Genomic DNA, 25,257 nt, shown 5'->3' with positions numbered 1-25,257 from the left:
GGCACACACTCGGAGGTAAGGGGGTGACCTCGTTGGAAGAAGTACACAGGATCGTGCCTTTCGAGTGCCGCCGTTGCTGGCACGTCTGGGAAGAGGAGTACCTCGTCAGGCGCATCGACGACCGTCACGGAAACGAGCGGGAGATCTGGTTGCAGGCCGGGCTCCCCGTGCTGCCGCCGTCACCGGGGGGCGTCATGTGCCCGAGGTGCGGCTGTCAGCAGGCCACGACCTTCCCGGACGGTTACCTGTCGCGACATCCGGAGCTGATCCCGCCCGCGGAGCCCCCCGCGCCGGACGCGACTCCGCTGCTCAGCCCGGTCCCCAGCCCGCACTATCTCGATGCCGCCGAACGCGTCGTCTCAGGCAGGGGGCAACCCCGGCCCCACCATGAACGACTAACCTGACGCTTGGTGAGCATTTCGTAGCGGCAAGTGTCATAAGGCCCGTCTTGCGGAAGTGCCCAGCCAGGCGGACACTCGGGATCGACGGCGATCAGGAGCCGGGGGGTGGTCCCAGTGACCGAAGGATTCGACACCCGCGAGACGTGGCCTTTCGAATGCCTTCGCTGCTTACACGTCTGGGAAGAGAACTTCGTCGTCAGACATCTCACAGACGTGCACGGCAACGAGGTGGATCTCTGGCTCAGCGCGGGAGTGACCGTGCCGCCGCCCTGGTCGGGCACCTGCTGCCCGCACTGCGGCGCGTACCGCGTGACCTCGTTCCCCAGGGGATACCTGGCGCGGCATCCCGAGCTCGTGCCCGGCTCCGATCCGGAGCCCGAGCCGGTCCTCGCCGCGGCGGTGCCGGAGCCGGGCAGGGTGTCCGCGCCGCGGACCCACCTGCCCGGCAGGCTGCTGATCGCTCTCGGGGTGCCCCTGGCGCTGTTCGTCGGGTACGAGCTGTACGCGAACGCCGTCGCCATGGCGCACCACCACTAGAGAGCTAGCTGAGGCTCTCCAGCCACGCCTGGTGCAGCCCGGCGTAGCGACCCGAGGCCGCGATGAGCCGGTCCGGCGGACCGTCCTCGACGATCTCGCCGCGGTCCATCACCAGCACCCGGTCGGCGATCTCCACCGTCGAGAGGCGGTGCGCGATGATCAGCGCGGTCCGGTCGGCCAGGATGGTGCGCAGCGCGCGCTGCACCAGCCGTTCGCTGGGCACGTCGAGGCTGGAGGTGGCCTCGTCGAGGATCAGCACGGCGGGATCGGCGAGGAACGCCCTGGCGAACGCGACGAGCTGGCGCTGCCCGGCCGACATCCGGCCGCCGCGCTTGCCCACCTCGGTGTCGTAGCCGTCGGGCAGGCTCGAGACGAACTCGTGCGCCCCGATGGCCTTGGCCGCCTCGCGCACCTCCCGGTCGGTGGCGTCGGGCCGGCCGAACCTGATGTTGTCGGCGACCGTACCGCTGAACAGGAAGTTCTCCTGCGTCACCATGACCACGGCCTGGCGCAGGGTCGGCTCGTCCAGCGTGCGCAGATCGACGCCGTCGAGCAGCACGCGGCCGTCGGTCGGGTCGTAGAAGCGGGAGATCAGCTTGGCCAGCGTCGTCTTGCCCGCGCCCGTCGCCCCGACCAGCGCCACCGTCTGCCCGGCCGGGACGGTCAGGTCGAGCCGGGGCAGGATCGGCATCTCCTCGACGTAGGCGAACCTGACGCCCTCGAAGCGCACCTTGCCGCGCGCCCTGCCGTCCGGGAGCCTGGCCGGCTCGCGCGGCTCGGGCACGGAGGGCTCCTCCTCCAGCACGCCCGACAGCTTCTCCAGCGCCGCGCCGGCCGACTGCAGGGTGTTGTAGAACTGGCTGACCTCCTGCATCGGCTCGTAGAACTGGCGCAGGTAGAGCAGGAAGGCGGCCAGCACGCCGACCTTGACCTCGCCCTGCAGCGCCAGCCAGCCGCCGTACAGCAGCACGCCGCCGATCGTCAGGTTGCCGATCAGCTTGATCCCGGTCATGAACGTCGCGCCGAGCTGCATGCTGCGCGCGTTCGCGCCCCGGTAGTCGTCGTTGAGCTGCTCGAAGATCTCCTGGTTGCGCGGCTCCCTGCGGAAGGCCTGCACCGCGCGGATGCCGGTCATCGACTCCACGAAGTGCACGATCACCAGCGCCACCGTCTCCCGCGTACGCCGGTAGACGATCGCCGACTGCCGCCGGAACCACCGGGTGAACAGCAGCAGGAACGGCAGCGGGACGAGCGCCAGCAGGCCCAGGTGCACGTCCAGCACCAGCAGCAGCACGGCAGTGCCGACCATGGTCAGCACGGCCTTGACCAGCGCGTCGAACCCCGACTGGAGCAGCTCGGCGATGGCCTCGATGTCCGAGGTCAGCCGCGAGATGACCCGCCCCGAGGTGTACTGCTCGTGGAAGCTCAGCGACAGGCGCTGGAAGTGGTCGAACACCCTCCTGCGCAGTTCGAGCAGGGTGCCCTGGCCGATCTGGCCCGACAGGATCAGGAACGCCCGCCGTGTGATCGCCTGCGTGATCGCCGCGGCCAGGATCACCCCGACCACGGTCAGCAGGACGGAGGTGCCGTCCCCGCGCGTGATCGGCGGGATGCCCTCGTCGATCCCGATGGAGACCAGGAAGGGGATCGAGAGCCCGGCCGCGTTGGAGACGACGATGATCGCGACGAGCAGCCCGATCTTCTTCCGGTACGGCTTGAGCAGCGCGCCGAGCAGCCGCCGGGAACGATCCCGGAGCAGGACGGACACCTTCTCCGGCAGCTCGTCCTGGTCCTCTGAGGCCACGCCCCGCCAGGACGCCGTGGTGGTCGTGGTCATCGCAGCGCTCCTTCCGCGGCGTCGTCGAAGTCGGCGTCCTGGGCCAGCAGCTCGCGGTATTCGGGCACTTCGGCCAGCAGCTCGTGGTGCTGCCCGACGTGCGTGATCGTGCCGCCCCGCAGCAGCGCCACCTTGTCGGCCAGCAGCACGGTCGAGGCGCGGTGGGCGACCACGATGCCGGTCGCGTCACGCAGCACGTGCCGCAGCGCCTCCTCCACGAGCGCCTCGGTCTCCACGTCGAGCGCGGAGAGGGTGTCGTCGAGCACGAGGATCCGCGGATTGCTCAGCACGGCCCGCGCCAGGGCCAGGCGCTGCCGCTGGCCGCCGGACAGGGACAGGCCCTGCTCGCCGATGCGGGTGTCGAGGCCCCACGGCAGGTCGTACACGAACATGGCCTGCGCGGTCCGGATCGCCTCGGCCAGCTCCTCCTCGGTGGCGTCGAGCCGGCCGAGCGTGAGGTTCTCCCGCACGCTCATCGAGAACAGCGTCGGCTCCTCGAACGCCGTGGCCACCACGGAGCGGAGGCTGGTCAGCTCCAGGTCGCGCACGTCGTGCCCGTCGATCGTGACGCGGCCCTCGGTGGGGTCGATCAGCCGCGGCACCAGGGCGGTCAGCGTGGTCTTGCCGGAGCCGGTGGCGCCCACGACGGCCACCGTCTCGCCGGGGCGCACGTCCAGCCAGACGTCGCGCAGCACCGGCTCCTCGGAGTCGTGGAAGCGGAACCCGACGCCCTCGAAGCGCAGGTGGCCGCGGGGCGTGTCGATGGTCCGCGTGCCGCCCTCGATGGCGGGCACGGTGTCCATGACCTCCATGAGGCGGTCGGCGGAGGTCATGGCCTCCTGGGCCATGGCCAGGATGTAGCCCAGGCTCGCGATCGGCCAGACGAGCTGGAGCATCAGCGTGGTGAACGCGACCAGCGCGCCCAGCGTCAGCGAGCCCGTGCCGACGGCCAGCGCGCCCAGCAGCAGCACCAGGGCCAGCGTGATGTTGGGGATGATCTCGAGGAAGGCGAAGAACTTGGCCAGCAGCCTGGCCTTGTCCATGGAGGTGCCGTAGACCTTGAGCGCGCCCTCGTCGTAGCGGTCGAAGACGTAGTGGCGGCGGCCGAAGGCCTTGATCGTGCGGATGCCGAGGGCGGACTCCTCGACGAGCGTGGCGAGGTCGCCCTGCTCGTCCTGCACCTGGCGGGAGGTCTTGATGTAGCGCTTCTCGAACCGCAGCGACAGCCACACGATCGGCACGGCCGAGGCCAGCACCAGCAGCCCGAGCGGCCAGTACTTGTTCAGCAGCAGCACGGTCACGGTGATCAGCTGCAGGATGTTCATGACCAGGAAGAGCATGCCGAAGCCGAGGAAGCGCCGGATGGTCGACAGGTCGGTCGTGGCCCGGGATAACAGCTGGCCGGACTGCCAGTCGCCGTGGAAGCCCATGGGCAGCCGCTGCAGGTGCTCGTAGAGGTCGTCGCGGATCGCGGTCTCCAGGCCGAGCACCGGCTTCACCTGGGCCCACCGCCGCAGCAGGATCAGCAGGGCCTCGACGACGCCGACGCCGATCGCGAGCAGCCCGAGGGGGAGCAGCGCGCCGGAGTCCCCGTGGGCCACGGGACCGTCGATGACCTTCTCGCTGATGAGCGGGAGCGCGATGCCGGCCGCGATGCCGACGATCGCCGCCAGCCAGATGAACACCAATCTGACGACGTAGGGGCGGAGGTAGGACTTCATCCGCCACAGGGAGTTGGAGGAGAGCAGGGGACGTTGAGGTATGTGCGTATCGGGAGGCATCCCTTCTAGGCTAATACGAGGGTTCAACCGATTTTCAGTAGCCCGAAGAGTGCGGTTTCTGTACGTGACGTGCGGAAACAGTGAAAGATCTTGCACATTCGGCCGACCGTTACTTTTGTTGTGATCTGTTGGGGTATGTTCTTCGCCCTGCTCGGTGGCCGTCTAGGATGTTGGACTCATGATCGCTGAATCGGAGATGCCGCACCTGCGCCGCTGCGTCGAGCTGGCCACCAGGGCGCTGGAGGTGGGCGACGAGCCGTTCGGATCGGTGCTGGTCTCCGGCGACGGGGCCGTGCTGGCCGAGGACCACAACCGGGTGGCCGCCGGCGACAACACGCAGCATCCGGAGTTCGCGCTGGCCCGCTGGTCGGCGGCGCACCTGACACCCGAGGAGCGGGCGGCCGCCACCGTCTACACCTCCGGCGAGCACTGCCCGATGTGCGCCGCCGCCCACGCGTGGGTCGGGCTCGGCCGCATCGTGTACGTGTCCTCCTCGGAGCAGCTCGCCGCGTGGCTGTCGGAGCTCGGCGTGCCGCAGCCGCCCGTACGCACGCTCCCGATCAACGAGGTCGCGCCCGGGGTGGTGGTCGAGGGTCCGGTGCCGGAGCTGGCCGAGGAGGTTCACGAGCTGCACCGCCGTTTCCACGGCTGAGCAAATATGCCGTTTTACCTGCGATTTGTACTCTCCGTGACAGAGTACGACCATGGTGTTCGGCCGCTCGATCAGGGCCCGGATGACCATCGCGACGGTGGTGGTCTTCGGGGCCGTCGTCCTTCTGGGGATTCTGGCGATCTCCCTGACCTACCCCGTGCGGGCGCGGGCGGACCTCGTCCAGACGGCTGACGACGCCAGCAGGCACCTGTCCCTGGCCATCACCGAGCACCGGTTCAGCGGCCCCATCCCGCCGCTGAAGGGCGCCTACCTCCTCCAGATCGTGAACTCCGACGGCCACGTGCTGGCCGCCAGCACCGGACTCGCCGGCCAGCCGGCGCTCACCCGGGCCTGGCCCGAGGCGGGCGACCTGCGGGTCCAGACCCGGGTGTGTCCCGGCAGGTGCATGGTCGTCGTGGGGACCAGCAACCCCGCCAGCGCGTACGGGTCCGTCGTCGCCTACGCGGCCCTGCGGGAGCCGTTCCTGCTGAGCTCGCCGTTCCTGCCCGTGCTGCTGAGCGCCTTCGGAGTGGTGCTGGTGGCGCTGACGGGATGGGGGGCCTGGTACGGGGTCGGCCGGGTGCTGGCCCCCGTGGAGCGGATCAGGTCGGGGCTGGCCCGCTTCAGCGCCCAGGACCTGAGCCGGCGCATCGACGTGCCCGACACGCAGGACGAGGTCGCCGAGCTGGCCGCCACGGTCAACGAGACCCTGGAGCGGCTGGAGGACGCCGTGGCCCGGCACCAGCGCTTCGTCTCCGACGCCTCCCACGAGCTGCGCACGCCGATCACCGGGCTCCTGGTCCGGCTGGAGGCGGGGCTCGCCGACCCGCACGAAGACGAGTGGCGGGCGGCGATCAAGGACGCCGAGCGGCTGTCGGACATCGTCCACGACCTGCTCCTGATGGCCCGATTGGACGCGGGGGTACAGCCCGCGCAGGAGCGGATCGAACTGGGGAAGCTGGTCGAGGAGGAGGTCTCGCGGCAGTCCTGCCGGCTGCCGCTGACGATGGACGTGGAGCCGGGGCTCTTCGTCCGCGGCAACCGGCTCCGGCTCGCCCGGCTGCTGACGAACCTGCTGTCCAACGCCGACCGGTACGGCGACTCCCGGGTGTGGATCTCCGTGCGGGGGTGGGCCGACCAGGCCGTGGTGGAGGTGCTGGACGACGGGCCGGGCATCCCGGCGGAGATGCGCGACCGGGTGTTCGAGCGGTTCACCCGCCTCGACCACACCCGGTCGCGGGACACCGGGGGCACCGGGCTGGGGCTGCCGATCGCCCGCGACATCGCCAAGGCCCACGGCGGGACGCTGGAGATCGGGGACGGCCCCGGGGCCCGGATGATCCTGCGCCTGCCGCAGAGCTCGCCCGCACCCGACGCGACGCGGCTCTAGGACTTGCCGAGCTCGACCGTCTCGGCCACCTCGGCGTGCCGTTCGGCCTCCTCCTGGGCGAAGCGCTCGGCGTCGAGCCTGTCGGCGATGTCCTCGTCCTGGCGCATCAGGGCGTCCAGGGACTGGCCCGCCATCTCCAGCACGCCCATCTCCGCGTACGCCTGCCGCAGCCGCGGGCTCCACAGCCCGATGTCCTTGACGCACGGCACGATCCGGCTGAACAGCAGCGACCTGAACAGCCGCAGGTATTCGGAGTGGTCGGTGGCCTCCATGGCCTCGTCGACCTCGGCCTTGGACAGGCCCAGGTTCTCCCAGGTCTCCCTGCCGCGCAGCCGGTCGCGCATGAGGTAGCAGCCCTCGATGACGAAGTCCTCGCGCTCGCGCAGCTCGCTCTCCGACAGGCTCCGGTAGTAGTCGCGCAGCGCCATCCGGCCGAAGGCCACGTGCCTGGCCTCGTCCTGCATCACGTACGCGAGGATCTGCTTGGGCAGCGGCTTGGTCGTGATGTCGCGCATCACCCCGAACGCCGCCAGCGCCAACCCCTCGATGAGCACCTGCATGCCGAGGTAGGGCATGTCCCAGCGGGAGTCGCTCAGCGTGCTGTCGAGCAGGGCCTTGAGGTGCTCGTTGATCGGGTACGCCAGGCCCACCTTCTCCTGGAGGAAGCGCGCGTACGTCTCGGCGTGGCGCGCCTCGTCCATCGTCTGGGTGGCGGCGTAGAACTTCGAGTCGAGGTCGGGGACCGACTCCACGATCCTGGCCGAGCAGATCATCGCGCCCTGCTCGCCGTGCAGGAACTGGGAGAACTGCCACGCCGCGCCGTGCCGCCGCACCTCGTTACGGGTCCGCTCGCTCATCCGCTCCCAGAGCGGGGTGCCGTGGATCGCGATGGTCTGGTCGGGGACGCCCAGCACGTCGTACGGATCGACCTCGAGGTCCCAGTCGATGCGCTTGGTCGAGTCCCACTGCTTGTCCTTGCCCTTCTGGTACAGCGCCAGCATGCGGTCCCGGCCGTCGTCGTACTCCCAGGTGAATCGGCTCGCCCCGGCCATCTCGACGTTCCACGTGGAGAGCTCGGCGGGGATGGTGTAGAGATCGTGGGTCGACATGGGACCTCCCGAGGGGGTTACGTACACCGTACGTCCGCCTTCCGAGAGTTCCACGTACACCGTACGTACGTCAATAGAATGAGGTATGCCTACGGAGCCACTCTCGCGGGGCCGCATCGTCGCCACGGCCATCGACCTCATAGAGCGCGAGGGCGCCGACGCGGTCTCCATGCGGCGCATCGCGGCCGAGCTCGGCGTCGGTGTGATGTCCCTCTACAACCACGTGCCCAACAAGGACGCCCTGCTCGACGGGGTGGCCGAGGCGGTGCTGAGCGAGATCGAGTTCACCGACGACCCGGGCGCGCACTGGACCGAGCGGGTGCGCATGCAGGCTCGGGCGTTCCGCCAGATCGCCCACGACCACCCGCGCTCGACCATGGTGGTCGTCAGCCGCCAGCTCCACTCCACGGCCGGGCTGCTGCCGGTCGAGCGGGCGCTGGCCACGCTGCGCGGTGCCGGGTTCGACGGGGCGGACGCGGTCAGGATGCTGCGGATGTTCATCGCGTACATCGTGGGCTCGCTGCTGCGGGAGGTGGGGGTGACGCCGACGTTCGCGCCCGTCCACAACCGGCTGGTCAAGGCCGAGGGCGTCGATCCCGCGCTGTTCCCCGAGGTCCACTCACTGGCGCCGCTGCTGGACCAGTGCGATCACGAGGCGGAGTTCGAGTTCGGGCTGGAGCTGCTCATCCAGGCGATCGAGGTGCACGTGGCGCGCAGGGAGGGCACCCGGTGAGCCCCGGGTGCCCTCGCCCGCCTTCGGCGGCTAGTACCAGTTGTGCGATCTCCAATGTCCCCAGGCCCCGCACGGCCTGCCGTACCTCCCCTTGATGTAGGACAGTCCCCACCGGATCTGCGTCTCCGGGTTGGACTTCCAGTCGCGGCCGGCGCCGCGCATCTTGCCCGCGGGCAGCGCCTGCGGGATGCCGTACGCGCCGGACGAGCGGTTGATTGCGTGATGGTTCCAGTTGCTCTCCCTGGTCCAGAGATTGTCCAGGCAGCGGAACTCCTGCAGGTTCCACGATCGCTGGACCACCTGGCCCAGCGCGATCCTCTTGTTCCTGTTGGGCGTGGCCACCGCCACCCTGGGCCGCGCCTTCGTCGTCCACGTCCCGATGCGCACCAAGGGCGGGCGAGCGCCCCAGGTCCCCATCCGCACCACCGGCGGGCGGTCGCCCCAGGTCCCCATCCGCACTACAGGCGGGCGGTCGGCCCAGGCCGCGGGCGTCCCGATCGTGGTGAAGGTGGTGCACGCGGTGAACGCGGTGATACTCATGAGCGCGCGTTTGCTGTCCAACTCGATCCTTGCTGTCGGGTCGCGTGCGGACAGGCGCACTTTGCATCGGGCGCCCCTGCCGGTCCGCGTCCGTGGCTCGGACGCGGAGGGTCCGCGCGGCCCTCCGGGAATCGGTACCGCCCGATCCCGCTGGGCGGCCCGAAGGGCGCCGCGACGTGTCCTCTAGCACGATTCCTATTACGTTCGGTCACCGTGGGTCATACATCTCGACACGCGGTGGCGAGGTGTTTGCGTGAGCGTTGCGGATAAAAGTCCCTCTCGCAGACCCGGCGTTGCCCGCCCCGCCGTCCGGCTGAACGGCCCTTGCCGCAAACCGCGACCAACTATGGGGTTTGGCCGGGCGCGACCTGCGGGTAAGCACGCCCTTCCCCGCCGCGCGCCTCGCGCCTTGGGCCGGTGGCCGGGCCGGGGGATCGGCGGTGGGGTGCCGCCGATCCCGTCGGGTCGTTACCGCCGGGCCGGTGACGTGGTCACGTACCGGGCCGTGTTCGCCTCGGCGTCCGTGTGCGACCGCTGGAAGCCGGCCTTCTCCAGGACCCTGATCGAGGCCGGGTTGGACAGTTCGACGCCGGCGCACACCGTGTGCACGCCCGGCGCCCCGAGGGCGAACTCCGTCAGCGCGCGCGTCGCCTCGGGAGCGTAGCCGCGGCCCCGGCGGGAGGCCACGATGCCGTACCCGATCTCCAGGGTGCCGTCGGCGGGCGGCCAGAACAGGCCGATCGAGCCGACCACGAGACCGCCGTCGCGCTCGATGATCTGGCGGTGGCCGTACTCGCCCAGCCACCCCGGGTGCTCGGCGAACAGGCCGGCGATGACGTGGTCGCCCTCGGCGGGGAAGTCCTCGGCCCAGTGCGCGGACCGGGGGCCGTGCAGGACGGCGCCGGCTTCACGGAGGGTCCAGGACCGCAGGACGAGGCGGTCGGTGGTCAGGTCGGTGCCGGCCACCGAGAAGAAGGAAGACACTTGTGACTCCAGGTCGTTCGATACGACCGGACCGCGCTCTAGGCTCGCGCGGACCGGAGAAGGGCATGCTGACGACGGCCGCTGGCAGCCATATTCATCAACCTCCCTCGTCCCGGAGCGATCAGGCGCACTCGCGCCGCCGCGATCCTAACAGCCGCCCGGCGGGGAGGGCGCGAGACCGAATCGTGTTCCGGAGGCGTAGGGTGCGGTTCATGAGCCTCACTGACATCCAGCTCCGCACCCTCGACGACGCCCCCACCACCTTCGGGGAGCTGGCGGCCGGCAAGGCCGTCCTCGTCGTCAACGTGGCCTCGCGATGCGGCCTCACCCCGCAGTACGGCGCCCTGGTCAAGCTCCAGGAGCAGTACGGGCCACGCGGCTTCACGGTGGTCGGCATGCCCTGCAACCAGTTCGCCGGCCAGGAGCCGGGCACGGCCGAGGAGATCCAGGCGTTCTGCTCGGCGACGTACGGGGTGGACTTCCCGCTCCTGGAGAAGGCCGACGTCAACGGCCCCGGCCGGCACCCGCTCTACGAGGAGCTGACGCGGACCGCCGACGAGCAGGGCGAGGCGGGCGACGTGCAGTGGAACTTCGAGAAGTTCCTGGTGGACCGGGAGGGCGGCGTCGTGGCCCGCTTCCGTCCCCGCACCACCCCGGACGACCCCGCGGTCACGTCCGCCATCGAGAAGCTCCTCTAAGCGGAAAACCCTTCGACGCCCCGCGAGCGGTCGGCGACGATGATCGGATGATGTCCGAGACGAGGGTCGCCGTGGTGACCGGCGTGAGCAGGCGGATCGGGATCGGCTACGCCATCGCGCGGGAGCTGCTGGCGACGGGCGCGAAGGTGCTGGTGCAGTCGTGGACCCCGCACGACGCCGAGCAGCCGTGGGGCAGCGACCCCGCGGGCATGGACGGCGTGCTGGAGTCGCTGGGCGGCGTCGGCGACCGGCTGCACCACGTGGAGGCCGACTTCGCGGACCCGGCGGCGCCGGCGTGGGTGATGGAGCAGGCGGTCGGCAGGTTCGGGCACGTGGACGTGCTCGTGGCCAACCACGCCCGCAGCGTCCGGCAGTCGCTGGCGGACCTGACGGCCGCCGAGCTGGACCTGTCGTGGGCGGTGAACGCCCGCGCCAGCGCGCTGCTGACGCAGGCGTTCGCGGCCCAGCACGACGACCGGAGGCCCGGCGGCAGGGTGATCCTGTTCACCTCGGGCCAGCACCTGGCCCCGATGCCGGACGAGCTGCCGTACGCGATCAGCAAGGGCGCGATCCAGCAGATGACGCTCAGCCTGGCCGACGCGCTCGCGGACCGGGGCATCACCGTCAACACCGTCAATCCGGGCCCGGTCGACACGGGCTGGGCCGGTCCCGAGCTCGCGCGGCGGGTCGGCCGCTCGCTCCCGGCCGGGCGCTGGGGGCGGCCGGAGGAGGTGGCCAGGGTGGTGCGCTGGCTCGCCTCGGACGAGGCCGCCTGGATCACCGGGCAGGTGATCAACTCCGAGGGAGGGTTCCGCCGCTGGGTTCCGTAATCGTGTGATTTCGCTCCGTGACGGGTAGGGGTGCAGGCATTGGCCTGACGTCCCGCAGGGAGCACGCGATGACGATCAATCCGTACGCCGGCTCGCCGTTCAGCTATGCCACCGAGCCGGCCGTGGGACCGTACTCGATCGTGGAGCTGATGCCCGGCGTCCGGAACCTGCTGGACTACACCGGGCTCCGGGCGGGCGAGCGCGTGCTGCTGCTCATGGAGCACACCGTCGATCCGGTCGTCGTCCAGGCCATCGCGGCGGCCGTGGCCTACCGGGACGCCGACGTGCGCATCCTGTCCGTGCCGCCGTTCAGTCCCGGCGGGTGGGACAGGGAGGCGTCGCTGCACATCGAGACGGCCGCCTTCCGCGAGGCCGACCTGGTGATCAGCGGCACCTGGTGGGGCGAGGTGCACACGGCGCCGCTCTTCTTCGACCAGATCAAGTCGCGCTCCTCCCGTTTCCTGTCCCTGCACATGACGGCCACCGCGGGGGCGCTGCTCACCGGGGGGCGGCTGCCCGCCGAGGTCTTCTACGCGCTGCTGCGCCGGACGCTGCGGCAGATGTCGGGCGCCCGCTCGATCCGGGTGACGTCCGCGCGGGGGACGGACGTGACGTTCTCGGGGCTGACGTTCGACCCGGACCCCGGCGCGATGCGGCCCGGGGACTGGCGGCCCTTCCCGTACGGGGGCGCCAACTTCTGGCCGGCCGACACCGAGGGCGTCCTCATGATCGAGGACAGCACGGTCACCGGCGTGCCGGAGGAGTCTCTGCGCATCACCCTGGAGGGCAACCTCGTACGCAAGATCGAGGGCGGGGCGGCGGCCGAGCAGCTGCGGCGTTACGCGCCCGGCGGCTTCTACATGCGCCACGGCCTCATCGGGCTCAACCCGAAGGTGCGGGTGGCCGGGGGCAACCAGTTCGAGCGGGAGAAGCACGCCGGGGCCTTCTACTGCGGCATCGACGGCCTGACCGACGGGCGGCCGGTCACGACGGGCCCGGGTTTCGCGCACTGCGACTGCCAGGTCGACCGGCCCACCGTGCTGGTGGACGGAGAGCTCTTCATCGAGAACGGGCGCCTGCTGATGCTCGACGAGCCGGAGATCAGGGAGGTCGCGGCGCGGTTCGGCCCGCCGGACGTGATCCTCGACGACAACCCGATCATGATCCTGCCCCGCCGCTACACGGGGGGCGGAGCCGCCTAGCGGTGGGGGCCGCAGCTGCCGCGGATGATGAGCTCCGTCGGCAGCACCACGCTGCGCGGCCTCCTGCCGCCCGCCCGCAGGACGAGCTCCGCCGCCCGGTAGCCCATGTCCCGGCCCGGCTGGGCGATCACCGTCAGGGGCGGGGAGCACAGCTCGGCCCAGGGCACGTCGTCGTACATCACCAGCGACACGTCCCTGGGCACCCGCAGGTCCAGCTCCCTGGCCGCGAGCACCGCGGCCTCGCCCAGCACGTTGCCCCCGGCGACCACGGCCGACAGGTCGGGGCGGCTCTGGAAGAGGCCCGAGGCGGCGGCGTAGGCGGAGTCGCGGCTGCCGGTGCCGAACACCACCAGCTCCTCGTCCACCGGCGCCCCCACGGCCTCCCTGAAGGCGTTGACCCGGCTGTCCTGGCCGGGGCCGCCGAGGAAGGCGATGCGCTTGTGGCCCAGGCCGCGCAGGTAGCGCACGGCCGTGCGGATGCCGGCCCGGTCGTCGGCCACCACGGCGGGGACGTCCAGCGGGCGGGCCGGGGCGGCGGCGGACAGGCCGTCCAGGGCCATGAGGTCGGCCACGGCCGCCGCCCGCACGTCCTCGGGGGACGACTGGAGCGGGAGGCGGTCGGCGAAGACGACCGTCATGCCCGCGCGGAGCACCGGGGACCAGGTGTCGGCGTCGCCCGACGGCACGGCGATCAGGCGGTCCACGCTCTGCTCCAGGAGCATGCCGATCAGGTCGGCCTCCTGCTCGGGGTCCCCGCCCGTGGAGCCGATCACGACGGGCTCGCCGGCCGAGCGGGCGCAGGCGAGCACGCCCTCGGAAAGCTGGCCGTAGAAGGTGTCGGTCAGGTCGGGGACGAGCAGGCCCATGCCGCCCGTGCGGCGTTGGCGCAGGTTGCGGCCCAGGGCGCTGGGGCGGTAGTCGAGCTGGGCGGCGACGGCCAGGACGCGCTCCCTGGTGGCCGCGCTGGCGGAGCCGCCCGACAGTACTCTGGACACTGTCGCGACGCCCACGCCGGCCGCCTCGGCCACGTCCTTGATCGTCGCCCGCTTCTCCATGGAAACGATTCCATCATGGTTTCCGGAAAACGGGAAGACTCGCGTTCCCACAACGGCTGGTCATACGGTAACCCTTGACACCGATGTCCGTTTCGGGTGAGATGCTTGAAAACGTATCCACGTGAGTGGGTCACGGTAACAACGTCCGGGCCACCGCCCTGGAGCGCGAAGGAATGTCATGGCATCCATCGTTCTGACGAACGTCGACAAGGTCTACGCCGGTGGCGTGAAGGCCGTGAACGGGCTCAACCTTGAGATCAAGGACGGCGAGTTCATGGTGCTCGTTGGCCCATCCGGTTGCGGTAAGTCGACCGCGCTCCGGATGATCGCGGGCCTCGAGGACATCAGCGGCGGCGAGATCGCCATCGGCGAGAAGGTGGTCAACCACCTGCCGCCCAAGGACCGCGACATCGCGATGGTCTTCCAGAACTACGCGCTCTACCCCCACATGACGGTCGAGGAGAACCTCGCCTTCGGCCTCAAGCTCCGCAAGATGCCCAAGCCGGAGATCCAGAAGCGCGTCAACGAGGCCGCCAAGATGCTCGGCCTCGAGACCTACCTCAAGCGCAAGCCGGCCGCTCTCTCCGGTGGTCAGCGCCAGCGTGTCGCCATGGGCCGCGCCATCGTGCGTGAGCCGCAGGCCTTCCTCATGGACGAGCCGCTGTCCAACCTGGACGCCAAGCTCCGCGTCTCCATGCGCGCCTCGCTCAACCAGATGCACGAGCGCCTCGGCGTGACCACCGTGTACGTCACCCACGACCAGGTCGAGGCCATGACCCTCGGCGACCGCGTCTGCGTGCTGCGCGACGGTCTGCTCCAGCAGGTCGACACCCCGCAGAACCTGTTCGACAAGCCGGTCAACCTGTTCGTCGCCGGCTTCATGGGCTCGCCCTCGATGAACTTCGCCACCGCCGAGCTCGTCCGCGACGGCGGCGACGCCGCCGTCACCTTCGCCGGCATCAAGCTGCCGATCCCCGAGACGACCTTCTCTGACAAGCCGGGCCTCGACCAGTACATCGGCAAGAAGATCATCCTCGGCATCCGCCCCTCCGACTTCGAGGACGCGGCCTCGGCCGGCAACCACGCCAACGGCTGGGCCACGCTGCCGGTCAAGGCGGAGGTCACCGAGGAGCTGGGCTCCGAGATCAACGTGCTGTTCCTGATCGACGCCCCGCCGGTCGAGCACAAGGACACCGTCGCCGCCGCCGACGCGGGTGACGACGAAGAGGCCGCGCTGCCGCTGGCGGGCGACAAGTCCCTGTGGACCGCCCGCGTCAACGCCCGCAGCCACGCCCGTCCCGGCCAGAACATCGACCTGGTCCTCGACACGCACAACCTGCACTTCTTCGACCCCGAGAGCGGCCTGTCGATCGGCCACGAGGCCAACCGCTAGCCGACTCCTGCATTCCCGGCCGTGAGCCCCGCTCACGACCGCCCGGGCCCCCACCGCGACCCCCTCCCGCGGCGGGGGCCCGTTCCATTGGCCCTCGTGGTACGGGGTCAGCGGCCGATGCTCGACGAGACGCGGGCCTGCAGGCCGCGCGGCACGAGCCTGCCGATCGCGACGATGGCCTTGTAACGCAGGTCGGGCACGCTCACCCGCTTGCCCAGCGCCAGGTCACGCATGGTCTCCCGCACCACGTCGTCGGCCTTCAGCCACAGGAACCCGGGGATCCCCGAGGTATCCATCGAGGCCCGCTGGTGGAACTCGGTCCGCACGAAACCGGGGCAGAGCGCCATGATCTTGATGCGCGGGTTGCCCACGTCGCTCGCGGCGGACTCGCTGAAGTTCACCACCCACGCCTTGGACGCGCTGTACGTGCCCCGAGGGAAGAACGCCGCCACCGAGGCCACGTTGACGATCGCGCCCCGGTCGCGCTCGCGCATGCCGGGCAGCGCGGCCAGCGTCAGCCTCAGGACGGCCTCGCAGTGCACCTTGAGCATGCGCACCTCGTCCTCGACCGGCACCTCCAGGAACCGGCCCGGGTGGCCGAACCCGGCGTTGTTGACCAGCAGGTCGACGCCGTCGGCGACCCTGGACTCCACCCTGGCCAGCCCCTCCTCGGTGGCGAGGTCGGCGGGCAGCACCTCGGCGTCGACGCCGTACCTGAGCTTGAGCTGGTCGGCGCTCTCGGAGAGCCGTTGCTCGTCGCGGGAGACCAGGACGAGCGAGAAGCCGTCGGCGGCCATGCGCCGGGCGAAGGCGGCGCCGAGGCCGGAGGTCGCGCCGGTGATCAATGCGGTAGGCATACCTGAACCCTAATGCCGTGCGAGGATGGGCCTCGTGCGACTCGTGGCGGCTGTGGCGGCCTCAACGGCCCTCGTCCTCGTGACCCTCACCGCGTGCGCGCAGCAGCCCGCGCCCGCCCCGCTCGACCCCGCGGAGAGCGCCGCCCCGGCGCCGGAGCCCACCGGGATGGATCCCACCGCGACGGAGCTTTCGAAGCCCGGGAAGTTACGGTTCAAGCAGATCGCCAAGCTGGAGCAGCCGGTGGCGTTCGCCGTGCGCAAGGGGGACGACCGGCTCTACGTCGCCGAGCAGACCGGCAGGCTGCGCACCTCCGACGGCGACGTCGTGATCGACCTGTCCCGCGAGGTGAGCGGCGGCAACGAGCAGGGCCTGCTCGGCGTCGCGTTCCACCCCTCCGGCCGCTGGGTCTACCTCGACTGGACCGACGCGCGGGGCGACACCCACGTCACCGAATGGGCCTTCGACGGCTCCAGGGCCACGGCCAGGCGCGACGTGCTCACCCAGGACCAGCCCTACCCCAACCACAACGGCGGCCAGCTCGCCTTCGGCCCCGACGGCCACCTCTACATCGCGCTCGGCGACGGCGGCAGCGCCGGCGACCCCCAGGGCAACGGCCAGGACCTGACGACCCTGCTCGGCAAGATCCTGCGCATCGACCCGCGCGGCGGCCGGCCGTACGAGATCCCGGAGGACAACCCGTTCGCCGACCAGAAAAGCGCAAAGCCCGAAATATGGGCTTACGGGCTTCGCAATCCCTGGCGGTTCGGCTTCGACCGCGGCACGGGAGACCTGTGGATCGGCGACGTCGGGCAGAACGCCTGGGAGGAGGTCGACCACCAGCCCGCCGGGTCGCGCGGCGGCGAGAACTACGGCTGGAACGCCCGCGAGGGCAAGAGCCGCTTCCGGGGCGCGAAGGGCCGCGACATGGTCGACCCGGTGATCACCTACCCCCTGGGGAAGGGCGGGAACTGCTCCGTCATCGCCGGATACGTCTACCGCGGCGAGAAGATCCCCTGGCTGCGGGGCCGGTTCCTGTACGGCGACTTCTGCGCCGGCTGGATCAAGGCCGCACCGGCCGACGCCCCGCAGGACGGGGCCGAGGTCGGGAAGGTCGAGCAGCTCTCGTCGTTCGGCGAGGGGCACGACGGCGAGCTGTACGCGCTCAGCCTGCGTGGTCCGATCTACCGGATCGAGCCTGCCTGACCCGCTCGATCAGCCCCTCGACCTGGTCGTTCAGCTTGCTGCCCCGAGCCCAGCCCGCGTAGAGCGTGAGGAAGACGACCACCTCGCGCAGCTCGGTCTCGGTGAGCTCGCCCGAGCGCAGCGCGGTGTCGAGCTGCACGTCCGTCTGATCGTGGAGCCCCTGGCCGACGAGCAGCCCGAGAAGGAGCAGGCGGCGCTCCCGCACGGACAGGACCGTCCTCGACCAGACCTCGGCGAACTGCCGTTCCGCCGTCATGCCGAAGGAGTCGACGGTCTCCATCGCGGGTTCTGACATTGTGCGCTCCCGGGGCGGTCGGAAGGGATCCTCATATCTTTCGCTACTTCCCCAGATGAACCAATGGGGGTTGCATGAACGTTGTAGCCACCTGAACCGCCCCCGAGGTGACCCGCCACGGAGTGCTACGGGCCGTGCGCGGAGCCTTAATTGATCTGTAACAAGTAAAGCCAAGGCACGGCCAAGATTTGGTCAAGATTTTTCCCTCTGCTTCGGCCTCATTGTGTCGGAAAGCGGGCACAACAACTCCGTTGGTCCGTAAAGCGGAGGTAAGCCCTGGTGAAAAAGGCACGGGGTTTGATCGCGGTCACGGTCGCGATCCTCATGCTGTCCGCGTGCGCCGGACAGCCCGAATTCCATTACGTACGCGACAAGGCGGGCACGACCTACTTCAAGGTGCCGTCCTCGTTCACGCAGCTCAACGCCGATCCCATTGAGATGTACCTGTCCGGGGACCACCCGAACTCGGCGGCCGCCCTGCTGCGGGCCCAGCGGGTGTGGTCGACCGCCTTCGACCAGTCCGCGGAGCCGTCGGTCAACCACCTGCTCGGCTCGACGGAGCCGTTCGTCTACGCGACCGTGCACCAGCTCACGGACGAGCAGCGGGACGCCATCTCACTGAACCGGCTGCGCGACTTCGTGCTGCCGGTGACCTCCCAGGTGCGCGAACTCTACGCGCAGCAGGCCATGGCGACGGGCCAGCCGTCGATGTTCAAGAACTTCGCCCTCCTCAACGACGAGGTGTTGACGATGGACAACGGCGCCAGGGGAGTCCGGGTCCGCTTCGAATACCAGATCGGCGAGGACGTCCAGACGTTCGACCAGACCGCCATCCTCGACGAGAAGGGCGCCACGGTCTCCGTCATGCTCATCGGCTGCCAATCGATCTGTTTCCGGAAGCGCGCCGCCGAGTTCGACAAGATCGAGAGTACGTTCAAGCTGCTCCGGCTGCCTGGATGAGGGAGCACCATTGACCACGACCAATCACCATGAAGGGCTGCGTGCCCCCGGCAGCGGGCCCTCCGACCCCGAATCCGTGACCAGAAAGAAGATGCAGTTCTGGGACCGGAGCAAATTCCTCATCGCCCTGCTGGTGGCCTACCTCATTCTCACGTGGAAGGTGATGGCCGACTGGCAGGGCGTCGTCACGTTCACCGAGGCCGCCCAGAAGATCGCGTACGAATATCAATGGATCTTCTGGTTGCTCGGCGTGGAGGTCGCGCGGCAACTCCACTTCCTGGTCAGCGAGCACTGGTCGGCCTACCACCGTTTCTGGAGCCACCGGGTGTTCGGCGGCTTCGAGCGCTGGACGCACCGGCGCTTCGACGACTGGACGAGGTACCGGCTCTCGCGGGCGCTCAAGGTCGCCTTCTTCGTGGTGCTGACGGCCCTGGTGCTGGGGGCGGTGCTGGACGTCAGCCCGTTCGTGGCGGTGATGCAGGCGCCGGCGCTGCTCTGGAACGCGATGCCGTTCCTGATCCAGATCGTCTTCCTGTTCTTCGTGGTCATCATCCAGTTCGTGGGCCTGTTCTGGTTCCTGTCCAGGGGCGGCGTGGAGACGTACTTCCCCGACGACATCAAGACCCGCTTCCACGACGTGTGGGGGCAGGACCACGTGGTCGAGCGCGTCCGGGAGAACATCGTCTTCCTCGAACGCCCCGACGAGATCGAGCGGCGCGGCGGGTACGTCCCCAGCGGCCTGCTGCTGTGGGGGCCGCCGGGCACCGGCAAGACCCTCATGGCCGAGGCCGTCGCGGGTGAGACCGGCAAGCCGTACGTGTTCGTGGATCCGGGCGCGTTCACGAACATGTTCATGGGCGTCGGCATCCTGAAGGTCAAGGGGCTGTTCAGGAAGCTGCGCAAGCTGGCGCTCCGGTACGGCGGCGTGATCGTCTTCTTCGACGAGGCCGACTCGCTCGGCAAGCGCGGCCGCCTCGCCCAGCAGGGCCCGCCCGGGCAGGGCGGCTTCTCCGGCCTGTCCGGCGTCAACGGCTGCCACGGGCTCAACTACCTGTCCGAGGAGACCCGCCAGGTGCTGGCCTTCCGGGCCAGGCGCGAGTCGCCCGACGAGCCGGAGCGGCGCAACCGCTTCTTCATGGGCGGCGGCATGAACGGCTCGGGCGACCCGGGCACGCTGCAGGCACTGCTCACCGAGCTGTCCGGGCTCAAGAAGCCGCGCGGGTTCTTCAACCGGCTCGTCCGCAGGCTGCTCGGCATGCGGCCCAAGCCGCCGCCCAAGTACCGCATCCTCGTCATGATGGCCACGAACCGGCCCGACGCGCTCGACGAGGCGCTGCTGCGGCCCGGCCGCATCGACCGCATCTACAAGGTCGGCTACCCGTCCAAGGCCGGCCGGGTCCGCACGTACCAGGGCTACTTCGACAAGGTGTGGCACGAGCTCACCCCGGAGCAGATCGACAAGCTGGCCACGATCACCCCGTACGCCACCGGCGCCACGATCAAGGACCTGGTCAACGAGTCGCTGATCACCGCCATCAGGGACGGGCGCGAGATCATCACCTGGTCGGACGTGCTGCGGGCCAAGCGGCTCAAGCAGCTCGGCCCGCCCGAGGACGTCGAGTACATCGAGCGCGAGCGGCACGCCGTGGCCGTGCACGAGGCCTGCCACGCCGTCGTGGCGTACGTGACCCGCTTCCACCTCGAGATCGACATCGCCACCATCGAGAAGGGCGCCGACTACCTCGGCATGGTCGCCTCGATCAAGCCCGAGGACCAGTTCACCCGGTGGAAGTCCGAGCACGAGGCCGACATCATGGTCTCCCTGGCCTCGCTGGCCGGCGAGCGGATGTTCTTCGGGGAGGACAACTCCTCCGGGGTCTCCGGCGACCTCTACTCGGCCACGTACCTGACCGCCATGATGGAGTCGTACTGGGGCATGGGCTCCGGCGTCACCTCGCTGCCGGCGCTGCAGGAGCTGGAGATCCTGGGCGGCAAGGCCGTGCGCAAGTCGCGCCCCGGCGGGGGCGGCTCCATCGGCATCACCGACAGGGAGCCCGCCAGGAACCAGCCCGACCTGACCCCCGACGTGCTGGGGGAGCGGATCGAGTTCAACCTGGTGCGGCTGCTGGAGAAGACCGAGGAGCTGCTGCAGGAGCACCGCAGGGAGGTGCTCTGCGTGGCGCACGCGCTGGAGACGCACAAGACGCTCAACGGCGACGACGTGGTGGCCATCATCCGCAGGGAGCCCGGGCCGCTCATCGACGGCACGATCTACGCCTCCGACGAGCTCTGCCGGGAGCTGGAGGACTACCACCGCGACGCGGCCAGGGCCCACAAGGAGCACAGCCACATCGAGCGGGACCTGCCCGGACCGGTGGAGGAGCCGGTCGAGCCGCAGCCGGTCGCCTACGGCGGTCCCGGCGTGACGGCCGTCCAGCTCGCGCCCCCGGCGGTGCAGCCCTCGGTGATCCAGGCTCCGCTCCCCATCACGCACGAGGTGAACGGAGAGGTGGCCGAACGCCCCGAGTTCGTGCCGTGGGCGGCGGCCTCGCCGCCTCCCGCGCCCGTGCCCGTCGTGGTGGGGACACCGGCCGCGACCCCGGTCCCGCCCCCGGCGCCGCGGCGCGCGGGCCGGGTCTGGCTGGTCGTGGCCAGCCTGCTCGGGCTCGTGGCGCTGTCCATCATCGCGGCGCTCGCGGTGACCGGCACGGTGGCGGGCGTCGGCACGAACGCGGCCACCTCGACCGTGGCCTCGCCGGGCCTGCTGCTCCTGCTGTTCGTCGTGGTGGTCGCGGTGATCGTGGGCGCCGGGCTCGCGCTCGTCGCGGTCAAGGGGGTACGCGCCGCGCAGGCCAAGGCCGAACGCGAACGCGACCAGGCCCACGCCCGCGCCCAGCTCCTGGCCGCGGCGATGGATCCCGACACGGCGATGCGGCTGCTCGGCTACGACGGGAACGGAACGGAGGGCCGTACCTGAGCTGCCCTGGGTGAGCGGGGCCGGCAACGGCATGGCGTGGCGCCCGGGCGTCACGCCATCCGTCGTCCTCGCATCCTTTACCGTTTCGCGGCCCGATTAACACGGCGTTCACATTCGGGCAAAAAGCGGGAAACGGCTGTCCGTAAGACTCGGCGTGGCTGTGAAACACCGTGAAGAAAAGGACCGCCGTGAGCTACAAGGCTGAGTACATCTGGATCGACGGCACCGAGCCCACGGCTCTGCTGCGCTCGAAGACGAGGATCCTCGCCGACGGGGCCGAGCCGCCGGTCTGGGGCTTCGACGGCTCCAGCACCAACCAGGCCGAGGGGCACTCGTCGGACCGCGTGCTCCGCCCGGTGTTCGTCTGCCCCGACCCGATTCGCGGCGGTGACAACGTCCTGGTCCTCTGCGAGGTCGAGGAGATCAACGGCGACTCGCACGTCAGCAACACCCGCGCGCTGCTGCGCCCGATCGCCGAGAAGTACGCCGCCCAGGAGTCCTGGTTCGGCATCGAGCAGGAGTACACCTTCTTCAAGGGCAGCCGCCCGCTCGGCTTCCCCGAGGGCGGCTTCCCCGCCCCGCAGGGCCACTACTACTGCGGCGTGGGCGCCGAGGCCGTGTTCGGCCGCGAGATCGTCGAGCTGCACCTCGACCGCTGCCTCGCCGCCGGTCTGAAGATCTCCGGCATCAACGCCGAGGTCATGCCCGGCCAGTGGGAGTTCCAGGTCGGCCCGGCCGGCCCGCTCGAGGTCTCCGACCACCTGTGGGTCGCCCGCTACCTGCTCTACCGGACCGCCGAGGAGTTCGGCGTCGAGGCCACCCTCGACGCCAAGCCCGCCCGCGGCGACTGGAACGGCGCCGGCGCGCACACCAACTTCTCGACCAAGGCCATGCGCGAGGGCTACGACGCCATCATCACCGCCTGCGAGGCGCTCGGTGAGGGCGACAAGCCGATGGAGCACGTCACCCAGTACGGCGCCGACATCGAGTCCCGCCTCACCGGCCACCACGAGACCGCCCCGTGGAACAAGTACACCTACGGCGTGTCCGACCGCGGCGCGTCCGTGCGCATCCCGTGGCAGGTCGAGGTGGAGAAGAAGGGCTACATCGAGGACCGTCGCCCCAACGCCAACGTCGACCCGTACGTGGTCACCCGCCTGCTGGTCAACACCTGCTGCGCGGCCCTGGAGAAGGCCGGCCAGGTCTGAGACCTCCTCTCTGACGCGAGAGAACGGGCCCCTCGTCACCGAGGGGCCCGTTCCCGTATTCACTACGGCAGGCGGAAGGCCAGGTCGGGCTCGATCTCGGCGACGTCCATCTGGGCCTTCTGCAGGCGGCCCGAATGGTCCCAGTTCATCGCCTGCCAGCGGGTGAACTGGTCGAGCACCCACATGCCGGACTGGCGGCTGCCGTTGCCGGACTTGCCGTTGCCGCCGAACGGGAGGTGGGCCTCGGCGCCCGAGGTCGAGTTGTTGACGCTGACCATGCCCGCCGAGATGCCCTCGCGGAAGCGGAAGGCGTGCTGCGGGTCGGTGGTGTAGATGGAGCTCGACAGGCCGTAGCCGGGCAGGTTGGCCAGCTCGATGGCCTCGTCGAGGGTGCTGAAGGTGGTCACGCCGACGATCGGGCCGAACGTCTCCTCCAGGAAGAGGCGGTCGGTGGGCCGGACGCCGTCGACGACCACCGGATGGTAGTAGAGGCCCCCGCCGTTGGCGCTGTCGCCGTCGAAGTCGCGGCGCGGGTTGTCCTCCGTAATTTTCCCGATATTTCCGGACACGACCTGGTGGTGGGGCTGGATCCAGGTCAGGTACTCCTCGTACCGATCTGCGAACTTCTGGTCGAGCAGCGGGCCCGCCAGCACGTCCTCCTCGGGGTCGCCGATCCTGGCCTCGCCCACGGCCCGCGCGAACCGCTCCACGAACTCGTCGTGCACGCTCTCGTGCACGATCACCGTGCCCAGGCTCGTGCAGCGCTGACCGGCCGTACCGAAACCGGAGAACAGCGCGCCCTCCACGGCCAGGTCGAGGTCGGCGTCCGGCATGATCACCATCGGATTCTTGCCGCCCAGCTCCAGGCAGGCCGACTGAAGGTGCCGCCCGGTCAGCTCGCCGATCTTCCGGCCGACCTCGCTGGAGCCGGTGAACCCGACCTTCTGCACGCTCCCCTCGCCGAGGGCCTGCTCCAGGCCCTCGTACGTGGCGGCGCCGTCGGCGAACACGATGTTCAGCACGCCGTCGGGCAGCCCGGCGGCCACGAAGAGCTGGTACATGGCGTGCGCGGAGGCGGCGGCGTACTCGGCGGGCTTCCAGACGACGGCGTTGCCGCAGAGCAGCGCCGGGACCAGGTACCACGACGGGACGGCGACCGGGAAGTTGCCCGCGGTGACGACCGCCGCCACGCCGATCGGGTTGCGGAACGTGAACAGGTTCTTGGCCGGCATCTCCGACGGGACCGTCTGCCCGTACAGCCTGCGGCCCTCGCCCAGGAAGAAGTCGCAGGTGTCGACGATCTCCCGCACCTCGCCGAGGGCCTCGGCGTACGGCTTGCCGATCTCCTCCGTCACCAGGTGGGCCAGCCGCTCGGCGTTGGCCTCGACCAGCCGGCCGATGGAGGCGATCACCCGGCCGCGCACCGGCGCGGGCACCTTGGCCCACTCGCGCTGGGCCTCCTTGGCGGTGCGGCAGGCGGCGGCGAACGTGCCGGCGTCGGCCAGCCCGACGTGGGCCACGACCTCGCCCGGGCGCGCCGGGTTGGTCGACGGGTACGTGGTGGCGCTTCCCGTCTCCTTGCCACCCACGATGGAAACGATCTGACGGCTCACCGGCGTCCTCCTCATAGTTCCTTCGGTCAGACAATCATCTCGCCGGAAAAAACCCAACCGGATGTCAGCTGCTCTCCTGGGCGAGCTTGCGCAGCTCCGGCCCGAACCTCGGGTGCGCCAGCGCGGCGGCGAACTGGGCCTTGAGGTAGTTGAGCGGCGAGCCCGTGTCCCACCAGGTGCCGTCGATCACCTGCCCGTACACCGGGTGGTCCGCGGCGTGCCGGTGCAGGGCGTCGGTGAGGTAGATCTCGCCCTGCGGGTTCTCGTGCCACCTGCGCGTCTGCTCGTGGAGCTCCTCGACGACGCCCGGGGTGACGACATATCCGCCGATGGCGGCGTACCGGGAGGGAGCCTGCTCGGGGGACGGCTTCTCCACCAGCCCGGAGATCAGCAGGCGGCCGCCGCCGAGGTCCTCCTTGACGATCGGCACGCCGTAGCGCGAGGCGTCCTCGACGGCCATCGGCATCAGGGCCAGCACGGGGGCCTGGGTGGCGTCGTACGCGGCCTTGAGCTGCTTGGCCCTGGGCACCTCGGCCACGAACACGTCGTCGGCCCACAGCACCATGAACGGCTCGTCGCCGATGACGCGGGCGGCGTTGAGCACGGGCGTGCCGTTGCCGTAGGGGCCGTTCTGGAACAGGTACGTGATGTGGGCCAGCGACGACAGCTCCGCCACCGCGTCGGCCAGGTCGTCCTTGCCCGAAGCGCGCAGCTGGAGCTCGAGGTCGGCGTCGGGGGCGAAGTGCCGCTGGATGAGATCCTTGCGGGACGAGGTGACGATGGTGATCTCGTCGATGCCGGAGTCCACGAGCTCCCGGATGGTGTGCTCGATGACGGGCTTGTCGCCGATCGGCAGCATCTCCTTGGGCAGCGCCCTGGTCAGCGGCAGCAGCCGCGAACCGAGGCCGGCCACGGGGATGACGGCTTTGTGGACCATGCGTCTCTCCTTGATCGAGCGGCTTGATCGTGCGGGGAGAGAGCCGACGTTACCTCAGCCGTCT

Annotated in this window: 22 protein-coding genes; 12 read left to right on the top strand and 10 right to left on the bottom strand. The window is 70.1% G+C overall.

Annotation, left to right across the window (positions count from 1 at the left end; genetic code table 11):
- The first annotated feature begins 614 nt into the window (after positions 1 to 614).
- Positions 615 to 938, top strand: coding sequence for a hypothetical protein (locus H4W80_RS19355; protein WP_192786380.1), 324 nt, complete (start codon positions 615 to 617; stop codon positions 936 to 938).
- A gap of 4 nt (positions 939 to 942) precedes the next feature.
- Here H4W80_RS19355 and H4W80_RS19350 read toward each other — a convergent pair whose 3' ends face one another.
- Positions 943 to 2,775 (bottom strand): ABC transporter ATP-binding protein, encoded by a 1,833-nt coding sequence (locus tag H4W80_RS19350; RefSeq protein WP_192786379.1) that lies wholly within the window; start codon positions 2,773 to 2,775, stop codon positions 943 to 945.
- Entirely contained in the window at positions 2,772 to 4,556 is a 1,785-nt protein-coding gene (locus H4W80_RS19345; RefSeq protein WP_225963540.1) for an ABC transporter ATP-binding protein, read from the bottom strand. The genes H4W80_RS19350 and H4W80_RS19345 overlap by 4 nt, the downstream gene beginning before the upstream one ends.
- 178 nt (positions 4,557 to 4,734) lie before the next feature.
- Here H4W80_RS19345 and H4W80_RS19340 point away from each other — a divergent pair, with 178 nt between their 5' ends.
- Together H4W80_RS19340 and H4W80_RS19335 are read left to right on the top strand one after the other, a co-directional pair.
- Positions 4,735 to 5,208, top strand: coding sequence for a nucleoside deaminase (locus H4W80_RS19340; protein WP_192786378.1), 474 nt, complete (start codon positions 4,735 to 4,737; stop codon positions 5,206 to 5,208).
- A gap of 52 nt (positions 5,209 to 5,260) precedes the next feature.
- Complete coding sequence (locus tag H4W80_RS19335; protein ID WP_192786377.1) at positions 5,261 to 6,598, top strand: sensor histidine kinase; 1,338 nt, start codon at positions 5,261 to 5,263, stop codon at positions 6,596 to 6,598.
- On the opposite strand, the gene H4W80_RS19330 is transcribed toward H4W80_RS19335, so the two are convergent.
- The gene (locus H4W80_RS19330) at positions 6,595 to 7,707 is read right to left on the bottom strand and encodes a ferritin-like domain-containing protein (RefSeq protein WP_192786376.1); all 1,113 of its coding nucleotides are present in this window, start codon (positions 7,705 to 7,707) and stop codon (positions 6,595 to 6,597) included. The genes H4W80_RS19335 and H4W80_RS19330 overlap by 4 nt on opposite strands.
- An 85-nt stretch (positions 7,708 to 7,792) precedes the next feature.
- Here H4W80_RS19330 and H4W80_RS19325 point away from each other — a divergent pair, with 85 nt between their 5' ends.
- Positions 7,793 to 8,440 carry a TetR/AcrR family transcriptional regulator gene (locus tag H4W80_RS19325; protein ID WP_192786375.1) on the top strand — a complete coding sequence of 216 codons (648 nt, stop codon included), beginning with the start codon at positions 7,793 to 7,795 and terminating at the stop codon, positions 8,438 to 8,440.
- 30 nt (positions 8,441 to 8,470) lie between these two features.
- Here H4W80_RS19325 and H4W80_RS19320 read toward each other — a convergent pair whose 3' ends face one another.
- Complete coding sequence (locus H4W80_RS19320) at positions 8,471 to 8,980, bottom strand: aggregation-promoting factor C-terminal-like domain-containing protein (RefSeq protein WP_192786374.1); 510 nt, start codon at positions 8,978 to 8,980, stop codon at positions 8,471 to 8,473.
- A 468-nt stretch (positions 8,981 to 9,448) separates the two neighbouring features.
- Positions 9,449 to 9,964: a GNAT family N-acetyltransferase gene (locus H4W80_RS19315; RefSeq protein WP_192786373.1), complete on the bottom strand. Its 516-nt coding sequence runs from the start codon at positions 9,962 to 9,964 to the stop codon at positions 9,449 to 9,451.
- A 212-nt stretch (positions 9,965 to 10,176) separates the two neighbouring features.
- Here H4W80_RS19315 and H4W80_RS19310 point away from each other — a divergent pair, with 212 nt between their 5' ends.
- From H4W80_RS19310 to H4W80_RS19300, 3 genes are all read left to right on the top strand, one after another.
- Entirely contained in the window at positions 10,177 to 10,662 is a 486-nt protein-coding gene (locus H4W80_RS19310) for a glutathione peroxidase (protein ID WP_225963539.1), read from the top strand.
- Positions 10,663 to 10,709: 47 nt separating this feature from the next.
- Positions 10,710 to 11,492, top strand: coding sequence for an SDR family oxidoreductase (locus H4W80_RS19305; protein ID WP_192786371.1), 783 nt, complete (start codon positions 10,710 to 10,712; stop codon positions 11,490 to 11,492).
- Between the two features lie 68 nt (positions 11,493 to 11,560).
- The gene (locus tag H4W80_RS19300; RefSeq protein ID WP_192786370.1) at positions 11,561 to 12,694 is read left to right on the top strand and encodes a 2,5-dihydroxypyridine 5,6-dioxygenase NicX family protein; all 1,134 of its coding nucleotides are present in this window, start codon (positions 11,561 to 11,563) and stop codon (positions 12,692 to 12,694) included.
- Here H4W80_RS19300 and H4W80_RS19295 read toward each other — a convergent pair.
- Entirely contained in the window at positions 12,691 to 13,749 is a 1,059-nt protein-coding gene (locus tag H4W80_RS19295) for a LacI family DNA-binding transcriptional regulator (protein ID WP_192786369.1), read from the bottom strand. The genes H4W80_RS19300 and H4W80_RS19295 overlap by 4 nt on opposite strands.
- A 178-nt stretch (positions 13,750 to 13,927) precedes the next feature.
- Between H4W80_RS19295 and H4W80_RS19290 the strand changes: the two genes are divergently transcribed.
- Positions 13,928 to 15,142, top strand: coding sequence for an ABC transporter ATP-binding protein (locus tag H4W80_RS19290; RefSeq protein WP_192786368.1), 1,215 nt, complete (start codon positions 13,928 to 13,930; stop codon positions 15,140 to 15,142).
- A 107-nt stretch (positions 15,143 to 15,249) separates the two neighbouring features.
- Here the strand turns inward: H4W80_RS19290 and H4W80_RS19285 are convergent, their stop codons facing one another.
- Entirely contained in the window at positions 15,250 to 15,999 is a 750-nt protein-coding gene (locus H4W80_RS19285) for an SDR family NAD(P)-dependent oxidoreductase (RefSeq protein ID WP_192786367.1), read from the bottom strand.
- A gap of 25 nt (positions 16,000 to 16,024) precedes the next feature.
- On the opposite strand from H4W80_RS19285, the gene H4W80_RS19280 reads away from it, so the two are divergent.
- Complete coding sequence (locus H4W80_RS19280) at positions 16,025 to 17,203, top strand: PQQ-dependent sugar dehydrogenase (protein WP_192786366.1); 1,179 nt, start codon at positions 16,025 to 16,027, stop codon at positions 17,201 to 17,203.
- Here H4W80_RS19280 and H4W80_RS19275 read toward each other — a convergent pair.
- A complete protein-coding gene (locus H4W80_RS19275; protein ID WP_192786365.1) occupies positions 17,163 to 17,498 on the bottom strand; it encodes a carboxymuconolactone decarboxylase family protein in 336 nt (111 codons plus the stop codon). The genes H4W80_RS19280 and H4W80_RS19275 overlap by 41 nt on opposite strands.
- A gap of 279 nt (positions 17,499 to 17,777) precedes the next feature.
- Between H4W80_RS19275 and H4W80_RS19270 the strand changes: the two genes are divergently transcribed.
- The 3 genes from H4W80_RS19270 to glnII all read left to right on the top strand — a co-directional run bounded on the left by H4W80_RS19270 (position 17,778) and on the right by glnII (position 22,643).
- Positions 17,778 to 18,458, top strand: coding sequence for a hypothetical protein (locus tag H4W80_RS19270; RefSeq protein WP_192786364.1), 681 nt, complete (start codon positions 17,778 to 17,780; stop codon positions 18,456 to 18,458).
- A 10-nt stretch (positions 18,459 to 18,468) separates the two neighbouring features.
- Positions 18,469 to 21,435, top strand: coding sequence for an AAA family ATPase (locus tag H4W80_RS19265; protein WP_225963538.1), 2,967 nt, complete (start codon positions 18,469 to 18,471; stop codon positions 21,433 to 21,435).
- A gap of 188 nt (positions 21,436 to 21,623) precedes the next feature.
- Complete coding sequence (glnII, locus tag H4W80_RS63645) at positions 21,624 to 22,643, top strand: glutamine synthetase (protein WP_192786363.1); 1,020 nt, start codon at positions 21,624 to 21,626, stop codon at positions 22,641 to 22,643.
- 62 nt (positions 22,644 to 22,705) lie between these two features.
- Here glnII and H4W80_RS19255 read toward each other — a convergent pair whose 3' ends face one another.
- Together H4W80_RS19255 and H4W80_RS19250 are read right to left on the bottom strand one after the other, a co-directional pair.
- Positions 22,706 to 24,256, bottom strand: a complete 1,551-nt coding sequence (locus H4W80_RS19255) for an aldehyde dehydrogenase family protein (RefSeq protein WP_318786944.1) — start codon at positions 24,254 to 24,256, stop codon at positions 22,706 to 22,708.
- A gap of 64 nt (positions 24,257 to 24,320) precedes the next feature.
- Positions 24,321 to 25,193: a UTP--glucose-1-phosphate uridylyltransferase gene (locus H4W80_RS19250; RefSeq protein ID WP_192786361.1), complete on the bottom strand. Its 873-nt coding sequence runs from the start codon at positions 25,191 to 25,193 to the stop codon at positions 24,321 to 24,323.
- Positions 25,194 to 25,257 lie beyond the last annotated feature (64 nt).

The sequence above is a fragment of the Nonomuraea angiospora genome (genome assembly GCF_014873145.1).
GTDB lineage: Bacteria > Actinomycetota > Actinomycetes > Streptosporangiales > Streptosporangiaceae > Nonomuraea > Nonomuraea angiospora.
Note: the sequence above shows the minus strand (reverse complement) of the source record. Positions and strands in the feature narration are given on the sequence as shown.